This is a genomic window from Sphingobacterium sp. xlx-96, from assembly GCF_011007365.1.
GTDB classification, from domain to species: Bacteria; Bacteroidota; Bacteroidia; order Sphingobacteriales; family Sphingobacteriaceae; genus Sphingobacterium; species Sphingobacterium luzhongxinii.
This window is the reverse complement of sequence record NZ_WFKM01000005.1, coordinates 61625-74633: the sequence shown is the minus strand read 5'-3', so window position 1 is coordinate 74633 and position 13009 is coordinate 61625. Positions and strand designations below refer to the sequence as shown.

The following is a 13009-nucleotide window of genomic DNA, read 5'->3' as shown; positions in this document are numbered from 1 at the left end:
GCCAAAGTTTTGTTAGGACTGATATCGGCTGTGACAATATTTCATCTATGTGTTATAACCCAAATAATCCCTTACACTATCGTGTGGGGCGGTTTATTAAAGAATGAAAGAGAGATGTACATTTTCGAATTCTTTTCTATACTGTTCAATTTATTTTTTGGTTTTATCGTACTTATGAAGGGCGGTTTCATCAAACATTATTTCAGAAAAAATGTTATTGATATTGTGCTTTGGCTTTTCATTTGCTTATTTATACTCAATACAATTGGAAATTTGTGTGCGACTACTGCTTTAGAGAAGATGTTTTCAGTTTTAACTTTAATCCTTGCCTTTCTCACATGGACGCTAATTAGGACTGAAAAGTAAAAAAGCGAAAAATCTAGGTAAAAAGAAGGAGGTATGAAAATATTATTAACCGGTGTAACAGGCTATATCGCGAAAAGACTACTTCCAGTGCTTATCGATAAAGGGTACCATGTGGTATGCTGTGTCAGAGATCAAAACCGATTTTCTTACAATCCGGAATTTAGTGACCGTTTATCCATAATTGAAGTAGATTTTTTAAAAACAGATACACTTGCGAAAATCCCTTCAGATATTGATGTAGCTTTCTATTTGATTCATTCTATGTCTACCAAGCAGGGCGATTTTTCGAGAATGGAAGAAATCTGTGCCCATAATTTTAAAGACAGGCTATCGAAGACAGCAACGATGCAGGTGATCTATTTAGGAGGGATAAATAATGGACAGAATCTTTCCAAACATTTAAAATCACGGAAAAATGTAGAATCCATTCTTTCAGAAGGGAATTATGCGCTCACTGTATTAAAGGCCGGAATTATTGTAGGATCCGGGAGCGGTTCTTTTGAAATCATTAGAGATTTGGTCGAAAAACTTCCCGTGATGGTTGCACCTAAGTGGTTAAAAACAAAATGTCAACCCATTGCTATTAGAAATGTTATTGAATTTCTGGTGGGCGTAATTAACAAGCCTGAGACTTATGACAAAAGTTTTGATATTGCAGGCCCGGATATTTTGAGTTACAAGGAGATGTTACTGCGGTATGCCCAAATCAGAGGTTTGCAGCGCAGGATTTTTATCATCCCGGTGATGACTCCGAAACTATCGTCCTACTGGCTCTATTTTGTCACTTCGACATCATATCCTTTAGCCCGAAATCTAGTAGATAGCATGAAGGTCGAGGTGATTGCACAGCCGAATGATTTAATACACATGCTTCACATAGAGGTTATTGATTATAATACTTCTATCAAACTTGCTTTTGAAAAAATTGAACAAAATAATGTGCTTTCGAGTTGGAAAGATGCGCAAAGTAGCACTATTTTAAATCATGGTATAGTTCGTTTATTAAAGGTTCCTGAGTACGGTTGTTTCAAAGATGTGCGTAAAGTACAACTTAGTGCGGCCGAAGGTCCTCTTGCTAGAATATGGTCTATTGGGGGGCATGTAGGCTGGTACTATGGAAATTGGCTTTGGGAGATCCGAGGTTTTATCGATCAACTCGTAGGCGGGGTAGGTATGAGACGTGGTAGAAAGAGTGATTTGGATTTATACCCTGGTGACGCGTTAGATTTTTGGAGGGTGCTGATAGCCGACAAAAGTGAAAGAAGATTACTGTTATATGCAGAAATGAAACTTCCGGGAGAAGCTTGGTTAGAATTTAAAATCGATCAAGACAATGTGCTCACACAGACAGCTACCTTTCGCCCGTTGGGGATTTCGGGGAGATTATATTGGTACGCCGTTTTACCTTTTCATGGGTTTATTTTCAGAGGAATGATTAACCGCATAGCTGCTAGAGATAGAATTTCCACATGAAAATAGTAGAAGAGAATGCCCTATCTGTCGCATCGATTTAACATGAGTCAGTTTTTTCGAAGTTTTTTTGTGTGGTAATAAACGGTTGTTGCTAAACCCGTAGAGGCTTTTTGTGTTTTGTCCTAATACCTGAGCTTTATAAGTATTTCAGTTGATATGGAAAAAGGAGGGGGAAAGCCGCCTGCAATTGGACCGTTCCGATGAACATCGACTTGCTTTTGGGGGGGCTGGAGGGGTAACCCAGTACGGTCTTGATGAGAATAAGCTAACCTCTGTCGATAAAGGAGACTTTGTCCTACCCGCTCATATGTTCACGACATGGCGGCCAGATATCCGTTTGAGGGTGTATTATAGCAATCCAAAATGGTACGCTGGGGTATCCGTTCAAGATCTTTTTGCGAATAGCGATAGTGGCGAAGATTTTCAGTTCAATCAGAACTCGCTCGAAGGTCACTATCGAAAAGTACATGGTTATTTCATCGCAGGGGATTTATTCGAATTGGATCCAGGATTGCTTCTTAGACCTAGCTTGTTGATCAAAGATGATTTTAAGGGGCCTACCTCGCTAGATCTTAATGCGATGTTTATTTTTAACGGCAAATTTTGGATTGGAGCCGGATATCGGGCGCGTGCCCAGATTTTTAACCGGGTGTACAATACAGCCTCTGTCAATAAACTTAGCTTGCTGAATTCGCTTTGTGGTATTGCACAATTTTATGTAAGTTCAGAGTTCCGAATAGGGTATTCCTCAGATCATATGTTGAACCGCATGAATGGTTTACAGAATGGTACGCATGAACTTACTTTAGGCATCACCTTCGGGCCTTGATACAATCAGATACTGAGTCCAAGATATTTTTAGATATAATTTGTACTGTTCTAAATGGATTATTCACATGAGAAATAGATCTTATTTAAATAAAAGAAGCGGTCTGCTGTGGCTCGCTTTGGTTACGGCTATGGCACAAGGGCAAGAACAGCCGAGTATGTGTAGCCGCGCCAATATGTTGTATAAGTAGATGCAGCATGCAAAGGCTGCATCTGCATACGAAAAACTCGTTGATGTAAAAGAGCCGGCTATAAAATCAATGGAGCGCTTAGCGCATATTTATTATTATATTAAACAATATGATCTCGCTGAAAATTGATATGCAAGCGTTATCGATCAACAAGGCGCTTCAAAAGAGGCTCGCTATAATTATGCTGAGGTATTAAAGCAGCAGGGGCAAATATGCTGAGGCCAAAGTGCAGTACAAGAAGATTATCGCTGATAACGGTCAGCAGCCGGAATAGCTAGCTGCAATACGTGGAACAGACTCTGCCCAAGTAGGGATGCGTAAACCTACGCCCCATACATTGAGAAATGAACAGTTCTTGAATACCTCATTGGCCGAGTTTGGTGCAGTACCCTATTCCAAAGGAATCTGGTATGAAGCAGAATCCAATTGCCTATTGAAGACTAAAAGTGGAAGGACTGGGCATGCCTTTTTAAAAGTATAAAAGGCAGATCGTCAAACGGATAGTACACTGGCTTATCCGGATCAATTGAGATCATCCATCAACGATTCTGTCTACCATATTGGCCCTGTATCCACGAATGCTAGCGGGAATGTATTGTATGTAACTGCTGCACAATGCTATGGTGAGCGACGGCTTGTTGAATCAATGTGCACATGGGGTAAGGTGTAGTGTTGCAGAACATCAAGCCAATAGACGAACAGAAGTCGAAGTTTTAGAACGTTAATGTATAAGTAATTTTACATTTTGTTTTAATAGTTGCAAGCTGCCTCAGATTTGCTGAGGCAGCTTTTTTATTATAAACCGGTTTTGTCTTTTATCAATTGTATTGATCTCTATAGTTTTTTTATTATTTTTGATTCGATGAGACTGTTAATGAGCCTTATGTCGGTTTACATGTTGTTCCTCACTACAATTCTCTGTAGCGATAGTCTCGCTCGTATACTGTGCGACCACGATAATACGTTTACGCTCCACATGGAAGAGATCGAACAGAATGTACATTCAGAAAGCGAACAAGATGCCTGTTCCCCATTCTGCGCCTGCGATTGTTGTGGTATTAAATTATCCTCTTATTCGTTGTTTTTAAGCGAGTGGAAATTGTTAGCACTATTTTATGATAATTACCGTCCTCCGTTTAAAAACATTGGACATGACAGTTGGTCGTCAATCCCGGTATGGCAACCTCCGCAAATGGATATTTAAATCCTCACCCCATTTTTTGTAGGGTTACTTTTCAGGAATAGCAACAATTGCTATTTCCCAACCTATTGTCCATTTTAAACATTAAGAAATGACTGTTTTCATTTTAACGAGAGCACAGTATGCGTTTTTATTGCTCTTTACCATACTATTTTTTAGAACTACCATAAGCCAAGCGCAGTCGGTTTCCGACTTATCGGATAGCACCATGATGCATCATCAATCAGACAGAACGTCAATCTATAAAAGATGGGTTGTCCCGAGTGTATTGGTGTCATATGGAGTCGTTAGTTTTGCTGTACCTCAGCTAAAACAGATCGATGTATCGATCCGCGATGAAGTGTTGCATGAACAGTTTAGGCGTACTTGGATTGATGACTATACCCAATACGCCCCCGCGGCTGTTGCTTTGACTTTGAACCTTTGCGGTTACAGTGGGCGTAATACTTTTAAAGAGGCTTTTTTTATTTACGGTACATCCCAATTGTTGGCTGCTGCAGTAGTGGTCCCTAGTAAGTATTTAATCGGAGAGCAGAGACCGGACGGATCGAACAACCTTTCATTTCCCTCTGGGCACGCGGCTACAGCCTTTTCATCAGCACACTTTATGTATAAGGAATACCGTGACCGAAATTTTTGGTTGAGTGTATCGGGGTATCCTTTTGCTGCATTTACAGGGATTTATAGGGTCATAAATAATAAGCATTGGGCTAGCGATGTAGTCGCGGGTGCTGGTATCGGTATTATTTCGACTGAACTCGCATACCTGCTCTATCCAAGATTTTCGTCTCTATTTGATGGGAAAGACAAGAAGAATTCCGTTACAGTCATGCCTTTTTATCAACAAAACAAAGCTGGTGTTTCACTGCTTAGGGTATTTTAATAAACCGGGGTGTGCTATCGTTAAAAAAAAGCGCAAGCCCCAATTTATTTGTATGTTTAAGGATATGAGGCTCGTTGTATTTTGGTGATCAACTTTGCTGAAAATCTGTTCACAATATGCTGACGGGTATCCCCTTGTTTGCAAAGAATGTTCGCTCGTTTCCATCGAGTGATAACTGAAACCCGACGATCATTCACATTTTTGGGGTTGTTCTGTTACTTACTGTCTGAGTTTGAACGGTTGTATGTCCGTATAATGCGTTATTGAATAGTTCTATTTTACGCTTGACGCAAGATAACATTATGGAATGTTGTGAAATAACAAAATGTAAAACGCGGATACGCCACCAACGTCAATTTTGGATTAGCATCCACCAATATAGGCTAAGCCTATAAAATCATTCTTTGATAGTTTTGGATTAGCCTACATGTTACTATGTACGGTTTACGATAATAATAATTTTTATGAACCTATTAAAGCATTTATTGTTGGCAGCAACGCTGCTTTTTTCGTTCGGTTTTATGGCTAAGGCACAACAAGTTGATCAGCAAGCGCTGCGTGCCTTTATGGAGAAGCGGTTTGGTCTTTTTATTCATTGGGGGCCTGTGTCGTTACGTGGTACAGAGATCGGTTGGTCCCGCGGACATCAGGTGCCGAGTGCCGATTATGACCAGCTGTACAAGGAGTTTAATCCCATGTTGTTCAATGCAGAAAAGATTGTCGCCATGGCCAAAAGTGCAGGTATGCGTTACCTGACCATTACAGCCAAGCATCACGATGGATTTTGTCTGTGGCCATCAGCATTTACCGACTACGATATAGCGAGCACACCTTACAAAAAGGATGTCATAAAGGCGCTAGCTAAAGCGTGCAAAAAAGTGGATATAGCGTTCTGCATTTATTATTCGGTTTGTGACTGGTATCACCCCGATTATCCGATCCATCGATCTGGAGATAAGCAGTTGGATCCAAAATCCAATATGGCCAACTATGTACAGTATATGAAGAATCAGCTCCAAGAGCTGGTCACCAAGTATGATCCGGAGATGCTCTGGTTTGACGGTGCTTGGGAATCCCCTTGGACAGAATCTATGGGCAGGGAGGTATATTCGTTTCTCAAAGAATTGAAACCTGCACTGATTGTCAATAATCGCCTCGGCAAAGAGATCGCGGCTGTAAATAACAAGAAGATCGATGTTAGTAAGATGATTGGCGACTTTGACACACCTGAGCAGGTCGTAGGACACTACAACCTCGAGCTGCCTTGGGAAAGCTGTTTTACGCTTTGTAAACAGTGGTCATGGAAAGCAAACGATGAGATGAAACCCCTAAAGCATTGTCTGGATATAATCTCGAAGACCGCTGGTGGAAGTGGTAATTTGCTGTTGAACATCGGGCCTATGCCCGATGGGCGTGTAGAAGCAAGACAGCAGCAACGTCTTTTGGAAATAGGGAAGTGGATGAAGACCTATGGTGTAGCCTTATATGGAACTACGGCGGGACCGTATGCTCCTACGGAAGATTATACGACTACCAGAGGTGAAAAAACCTTGTATATCCATATCCTCAATACGGCGAAGACGGAGGTTCAGCTACCGGCATTTACCTTAGGTAAGGTCGCCAAGGCACAGGTGATCGATGGGGAGTCTGTCGATGTTCAGGTCAAAGGGGACAGTCTTTTATTGAACTTGCCGCATCAGCGCAAGGATACGCAGAATTATGTGGTTGCGCTTTCATTGATGTAGTATAGATTTTTCTGTAAAGCAAATAATACCTAAACAATACGATTATATAACATGATAAAAGGATTTAAGATCCAGGACAGACGATTTCCCCTACAGGTAGGGGCGGGGAGTGATGCGATACATAAAGACCCCATTTACTCTTATGCGGTCACGACATTGGTCGATGCGTTGACCAAGTCCATGGCAATTGATTATGCTAAAGATGGCATCCGCGTCAATACGGTACTGTCTGCGGCTGTCATGACACCTACCTTAAAGCAATGGATCAGTGAACAGGAGAATTCCCGTAATATGAATCAGTTTTTAGAAGATATTCATCTTTTGGGCTATTGTCCAGAGGGGGGTGTTATAGCAGATGCCTGCGTGTTTTTGATTTCTGATAAAGCACATTTTATCACAGGGGTAAGCCTGCCTGTGTCGGGAGGTGCCGAACTGGGGTATAGACGTAATGTCTAAAGGATTACCGTTTTATTGATGTAGATTGCTAATAATGTCCTGTTTGTATTGACTCGGTGTTTTTTGTTTTAGAGATTTGAAAATCTTATTGAAATTGGATAAGCTGTTGAAGCCACAGGAGTAGGCGATGTTGTTAATCTGATCATTATTTTCTTGTATCATTTCGCAGGCATGCATAATGCGCACTTCATTGACGAATTGGATAAATGTTTTCTGTGTTCGACTCTTGAAGTAGCGGCAAAAGGCATGTTTGCTTAAACTCATTAGCGAAGCCACTTTTTCAAGACTTATCGCTGTTCCATAATTTTCAAGCACATATTGAAAGACCTTATCAATACGTTGCATATCTTTTGGTATATAATTATTGGTATAACTGGTTCCAGATAGGAATGTAATTTCTCTTGTCTCCGTTAACTCATTTATAAGATGGAATAATAGGACTGTTTTTTGCATGCCTGTTGCTTCTACCATCTGTTGAAGAATGGTTTTAATTTTTTCCTTGCTCGCTCCGTGAAAAATAATACCTCTTCGCGCTTGAGTTAAGAATTGTGTGAGTTTGGTCGTATCGAAGAAAACACTAAGATGTTGTACCAATCGTTGTGGATCAAAGAATAGTGCGATAGAATAAGCCTGATGTTCATTTTCTTCCGTTAGGTCTGTCGTATCATTATGCCATACATGAGGAAGGTCGGATCCTAAAAAAGTCAACTCATCGTTGTCAAAGTTAGCGATATTATCTCCTATCATCCGCTTACCTTTACTTTTTACGATATAGGTCATCTGACACTCTTTATGAAAGTGAAATTCCGTGGAAAAAGTCTTCCTTTCGGTAATCCGTACGGCAAATATTTCTTGCCCGACGGTCTCAACTACTTTAGCGAAAATAGGTTTCATCCGAATTTAGTGTTTAATGTGCTCGTACGATGTCTGTACCGATGCTAATGCTAAAAATAGATATACTTAGCGTAAGTATAAAATTAAGGGCAATATAGTGTCATCCTATTGAGAAACCGATCTCTTTGTTGCAATACTTTGTTTCATTTGCTTTTTTAAAGAGCTTTCTTTTTGTACTCTTTCGTTTATTGATTGTTTTTTGAGGTAGATGTTAACCTTAATTTAACGCAAGGTTAAAGATAATATAACGCCTTTATTGAGGGTTTGTGCAAGGGTATTGGCTAGTTTTGCATCGTCAAAAAGACAAACCGTCAACCGGTATTAACTTGTATTGTATGTTTCTGGTGATTTCGAATTTTGTTGAAATGTTTTTGTTTTGTTTCTTTTTGAAGCTGGTGACTCTTCGAAATGAAGTTTACTCCTCAACCCGTGAGCATAATTAACCCATATATGTTATGAAACAACGTAATCTATTAACACTTCCTTTGTTATTGTTGCTGTTTTTCTCTTCTTGCAAAGAGGATTCTGCATCAACACAGAGTGAGCATGATCCCAACAAACCAATCGTGCTGACCTCATTTTACCCTGCAGAAGGTGGGGCAAAAGACAAAATCCTATTGAACGGTGAGAATTTTGGTTCTAACCCTAAGAAAATCAAAGTTTATTTTAACAATGCCAAAGCAGCTGTAGTTTCAGCTAGTGGAGGTCGTGTTTACGCTATCGTTCCACGTTTGCCAGGAGAAAATCCAAAGATATCGGTAGTAATCGGTAACGATTCTGTTGTATACGATAATACATTCGCCTATCATGTACAGGCACAGGTGACTACAGTTACAGGAACTGGATCTCGAGAATTTATCGCGGGTACGCTGGATCAGGCGCGCGTTTGCGCCAAATACCTGGAGCTGGATGCCGAAGGAAATCTCTTTATGACCTGGCGGGATGGTAAAGATAATGCGAAATATGGCGTAGGTAGAGTCAGTGAGAAGGAAAACTTGGTTACGGCTATGTATCAGGTAAAAGAAAGCCCTTATCCTTATGCGAATGGAGTTACAGTGGACAGAAAGACTGGAGTAATGACGGTCTCGCATGAGTCTGTTGTTGAAACATTTTTCTCGTTCGATCCTATTGAAGGTTGGTATCCGCGCCAGCGTAATGCCAAATTTGCTCAGGCCCACGGTATACCCAATGGGGATCAATATATGAACTTTATTACTTTCAGTCCTTATGATGGTTATCTCTACAGCCGCTCACGTGATGGAAGTGTGATCAAAATACATCCAGATACGTATGAAGCGACACTGGTCCATAAAGGATCAAAAGCAGCAGGTTCTACATGGCCTTATGGATCACAGTACGGACAAGGAATCAATCCGGCAAAACCATGGGAGCTGTGGATGACACTCCACTCGAATGCCAGTCCGATAGAATACCGTCAGGGACTTATGGTGCTGGATCTAAGGCCAGAGCATATCGGTAAAGGGTTTCGTCGAGTGAATGGTACAGGGGGAAGCGATCATCGCGATGGCCCATTAGAAGATGCTATATTTAACTATCCAAAGGATATTAAGTTTGATAATGCTGGTAATATGTTTATAGCAGATTCGGGCAATCAATGTATCCGTATGGTATCAGCCGATGGAATCGTTACGACTGTAGCAGGTCAGCCTAAGGTAAAAGGCTATAGAGATGGTGGTCCGTTGGAGTCTATGTTCAATGAGCCGTGGGGAGTAGCAGTCAATGAACAGGGCGAAATCTATATTGCTGACTATGGAAACTCACGAATTCGCAAACTAGTTATTGAATAATTAACCTAATTCTATATCATGAGGATTATTTACATTCTGTGTATGCTACCGCTATGCCTATGGTTTACGGGGGTATTTGCACAACAAACAGAAGAATTGATAATTACAGGTACTGTTGTCAATGAAAAAAATGTACCTGTACAAAGTGTTTCTATATACATAAAGGATAGACCTGCAGGAGCAGCATCTACCGATCAGAACGGAAAATTCAGCATTAAAGGGATATATGGCGATATGTTGGTATTCAGTTATGTAGGTTACGAATCGATAGAGCATCTCGTTACAAAGTCGGAAGCTAATTTGAGTATTAAGCTTACGGACAAAAGTCTTGATGTGGAAGAGGTGGTAGTTGTCGGTCTGGGGGCTAAGCAACGGAAAATCAGTTCGGTAGGAGCCATTACCACGGTAGATGTCAAGCAATTGCAGAGTCCAGCTCCATCGATGTCCAATCTTTTGGGTGGACGCGCTGCGGGAGTGATCTCGATGCAGGCATCCGGAGAGCCAGGTGCTAATATTGCCGATTTCTGGATACGTGGTATTGGTACATTTGGAGCAAATGCCAAAGCACTAGTACTTATCGACGGGTTGGAAGGTGACCTGAATACAATTGATCCGGCAGACGTCGAAAGTTTCTCTATTTTGAAGGATGCATCGGCAACGGCGGTATATGGTGTGCGTGGTGCGAATGGGGTGGTTTTAATAACGACCAAAAGAGGTACGGTAGACCGTATACAGATTACTGCGCGAGCTAACTCTACACTCTCTACGCTTAATAGGTTGCCTAAATATCTAGGTGCTTATGACTATGCAAAGCTAGCTAATGAAGCAGCTTTCTCGCGTGGAGAATCACCGATATATAACCCTACTGAATTGGGGATTATTGAGAATGGGCTAGACCCAGATATGTACCCCGATGTCGATTGGCAGAAGGAGATTTTGAACAATAGCTTCTGGCGCCAGAGTTATTATGCCTCAGGGCGTGGTGGATCCGAAATCACACGTTACTTCTTGAGTCTCGGTGGTAAGAGTGAAACGGCTGCCTATAAAGTAGATAAAAATAGCCCTTATAGTTCCAATGTAGGATTCAATACCTATAATTATCGTGTAAACTTGGATTTGAACCTAACTAAAACGACCAAAGTATATCTGGGATCGGACGGATATTTATCCAGACTATTACAGCCGGGTATCTCAAATACGGATTATATATGGAGAGCACAATCTAGTCTGACCCCACTGTCAGTTCCTACAAAATATTCTAATGGTTTGTTTCCTGCGGCAGGAGGAGGGGAGCTTTCATCGCCTTATGTATTGATCAATCGTACAGGCCGCGCTTCGGAGGAGTGGTATAAAGGCAAGACTACGCTAGCTATAGATCAAGATCTGACCAGCATATTAGATGGTCTTAAGTTACGTATGCAAGGAGCCTATGATATTCATGCTAATTTTAACGAGCGCCGTTGGGTACAACCGGCTCTTTATCAGGCGATGGGTCGTAATTATGACGGGTCGCTTATTATGAAAGAGACGGTACAGGAGAGATCGGCTCAATATCTTAGCGGACAGAGGCAGTTTCGTAAATACCACTTCGAAACTACACTTAACTATGACCAGAAATTTGGAGAAGATCACCGTACGTCAGCATTGCTGTATTATTATATGAGTGACTCTAAAGATACAAGGAAGGCAACAAATAATCTTACGGCTATTCCGGAACGCTATCAAGGGGTGTCTAGTCGATTGACTTATGGATTTAGAGATACATATTTATTGGATGTCAACTTTGGATATACGGGATCGGAAAACTTTCAGCCTGGACGTCAATATGGTTTCTTCCCTTCTGTAGCTTTGGGTTGGGTGCCGACAGGTTATAAGTATGTACAGGAGAAAGCTCCTTGGTTGGATTATTTTAAGATCAGAGCTTCTTACGGTACGGTAGGTAATGACCGTATCACAGATGACATACGTTTCCCTTATCTGACTAAAGCGGATCAGTATATCAGTAATGTATGGGGAATAGGAGGTGTAGAAACAATTGCTGAAACCCGTATCGGGGCTGATAACCTAGCCTGGGAAAGAGCTGTAAAAGCTAATCTTGGAATCGAGGGTAAACTCTTCAATAACAAAATTGACTTTGTGGTAGACTTCTTTAAAGATCAACGTAACGGTATATTCCAGCCCCGTGTGCAGGTTCCTGAATATGTAGGGGTTATTTCCAACCCTTGGGCTAATGTGGGACGGATGTGGAGCGCAGGAGCAGATGGTAATATTAGTTACAATATGCAGATAAATCAAGATATGGGATTTACGGTGCGGGGTAATTTTACCTACTCTAAGAACATGGTGCAGAACTGGGAGCAGCCTTATATGGAGTATTCATACCTAGAGTACAACGGATTCCCTTATGGTTCTATCCGTGGTTATCAGTCTCTCGGTTTGTTTAAGGATGAAGAAGATGTCAAGTATAGTCCCAAACAAACTTTTGGAACAGTATTGCCCGGTGACATCAAGTATAAAGATGTAAACGGAGATGGAGTAATCAATACCTTAGATAAAGTACCATTGACGCACAATGACTATCCCTTAACAATGTTCGGATTTGGTGGTGAATTTCGCTACAAGAACCTATCGGTTGGGGTCTTGTTTAAGGGAACAGGTAGTACACCTTTCTACTATGTGGGAATGCCTAAAAAGTATAAAGATGTCACAGAGATCAATGGAAAGGGCTATATGCCATTCTATAATGGTAGTGAAGGGAATGTAATTACTATGGCTAATGATCCTGCCAACCGTTGGATACCCCGCGAATATGCTTTGCAGGAGGGAATGGATCTGTCCTTAGCAGAAAATCCGGATGCCCGTTTTCCTCGTTTGCAATACGGTAATAATGAAAACAACACCCAGTTGTCTACATTCTGGAAGGATGATGCACGCTATATAAGACTACAGGAACTAACGGTTAATTATCGGGTCAACCCTAATTTTCTTAAGCGCGTAGGGGTTAAATCTATGGATCTACAGTTTGTAGGAAATAACCTGTACATCTGGGATAATGTCAAAATATTTGATCCTGAACAGGCTGCCTGGAATGGACGTAAATATCCAATACCGTCCACTTATTCAGTGCAGGTATATGTTAATTTTTAATACGATTAGATATAGAT

Annotated in this window: 10 protein-coding genes; 9 read left to right on the top strand and 1 reads right to left on the bottom strand. The window is 41.1% G+C overall.

The window, feature by feature from the left end:
• The first annotated feature begins 399 nt into the window (after positions 1-399).
• The 7 genes from G7B20_RS09635 (at position 400) to G7B20_RS09605 (ending at position 7143) form a co-directional block, all read left to right on the top strand.
• On the top strand, positions 400-1839 hold the full coding sequence (locus G7B20_RS09635; protein ID WP_164110701.1) for an SDR family oxidoreductase: 1440 nt from the start codon (positions 400-402) through the stop codon (positions 1837-1839).
• 151 nt (positions 1840-1990) lie between these two features.
• Positions 1991-2668: a PorP/SprF family type IX secretion system membrane protein gene (locus G7B20_RS09630; RefSeq protein WP_164110699.1), complete on the top strand. Its 678-nt coding sequence runs from the start codon at positions 1991-1993 to the stop codon at positions 2666-2668.
• A gap of 503 nt (positions 2669-3171) precedes the next feature.
• Positions 3172-3339: a hypothetical protein gene (locus tag G7B20_RS09625; protein ID WP_164110697.1), complete on the top strand. Its 168-nt coding sequence runs from the start codon at positions 3172-3174 to the stop codon at positions 3337-3339.
• A 381-nt stretch (positions 3340-3720) separates the two neighbouring features.
• Entirely contained in the window at positions 3721-4062 is a 342-nt protein-coding gene (locus G7B20_RS09620) for a DUF6660 family protein (RefSeq protein WP_317166224.1), read from the top strand.
• An 88-nt stretch (positions 4063-4150) separates the two neighbouring features.
• Complete coding sequence (locus G7B20_RS09615) at positions 4151-4942, top strand: phosphatase PAP2 family protein (RefSeq protein ID WP_164110693.1); 792 nt, start codon at positions 4151-4153, stop codon at positions 4940-4942.
• Positions 4943-5406: 464 nt separating this feature from the next.
• The gene (locus G7B20_RS09610; protein WP_164110691.1) at positions 5407-6687 is read left to right on the top strand and encodes an alpha-L-fucosidase; all 1281 of its coding nucleotides are present in this window, start codon (positions 5407-5409) and stop codon (positions 6685-6687) included.
• Between the two features lie 51 nt (positions 6688-6738).
• Positions 6739-7143 (top strand): SDR family oxidoreductase, encoded by a 405-nt coding sequence (locus tag G7B20_RS09605; protein WP_164110689.1) that lies wholly within the window; start codon positions 6739-6741, stop codon positions 7141-7143.
• Between the two features lie 12 nt (positions 7144-7155).
• Here G7B20_RS09605 and G7B20_RS09600 read toward each other — a convergent pair whose 3' ends face one another.
• On the bottom strand, positions 7156-8037 hold the full coding sequence (locus G7B20_RS09600; RefSeq protein WP_164110687.1) for a helix-turn-helix domain-containing protein: 882 nt from the start codon (positions 8035-8037) through the stop codon (positions 7156-7158).
• Positions 8038-8492: 455 nt separating this feature from the next.
• Between G7B20_RS09600 and G7B20_RS09595 the strand changes: the two genes are divergently transcribed.
• Positions 8493-9845: an IPT/TIG domain-containing protein gene (locus G7B20_RS09595; protein ID WP_164110685.1), complete on the top strand. Its 1353-nt coding sequence runs from the start codon at positions 8493-8495 to the stop codon at positions 9843-9845.
• Between the two features lie 18 nt (positions 9846-9863).
• Complete coding sequence (locus G7B20_RS09590; RefSeq protein ID WP_164110683.1) at positions 9864-12992, top strand: SusC/RagA family TonB-linked outer membrane protein; 3129 nt, start codon at positions 9864-9866, stop codon at positions 12990-12992.
• Positions 12993-13009: the final 17 nt, after the last annotated feature.

Excerpts from the sequence above, each read along its gene's own strand:
- G7B20_RS09605 (WP_164110689.1), top strand. The coding sequence starts at position 6,739 with ATGATAAAAGGATTTAAGATCCAGGACAGACGATTTCCCCTACAGGTA.
- G7B20_RS09600 (WP_164110687.1), bottom strand. The coding sequence starts at position 8,037 with ATGAAACCTATTTTCGCTAAAGTAGTTGAGACCGTCGGGCAAGAAATA.
- G7B20_RS09625 (WP_164110697.1), top strand. The coding sequence starts at position 3,172 with ATGCGTAAACCTACGCCCCATACATTGAGAAATGAACAGTTCTTGAAT.
- G7B20_RS09620 (WP_317166224.1), top strand. The coding sequence starts at position 3,721 with ATGAGACTGTTAATGAGCCTTATGTCGGTTTACATGTTGTTCCTCACT.
- G7B20_RS09615 (WP_164110693.1), top strand. The coding sequence starts at position 4,151 with ATGACTGTTTTCATTTTAACGAGAGCACAGTATGCGTTTTTATTGCTC.
- G7B20_RS09595 (WP_164110685.1), top strand. The coding sequence starts at position 8,493 with ATGAAACAACGTAATCTATTAACACTTCCTTTGTTATTGTTGCTGTTT.
- G7B20_RS09635 (WP_164110701.1), top strand. The coding sequence starts at position 400 with ATGAAAATATTATTAACCGGTGTAACAGGCTATATCGCGAAAAGACTA.
- G7B20_RS09610 (WP_164110691.1), top strand. The coding sequence starts at position 5,407 with ATGAACCTATTAAAGCATTTATTGTTGGCAGCAACGCTGCTTTTTTCG.
- G7B20_RS09590 (WP_164110683.1), top strand. The coding sequence starts at position 9,864 with ATGAGGATTATTTACATTCTGTGTATGCTACCGCTATGCCTATGGTTT.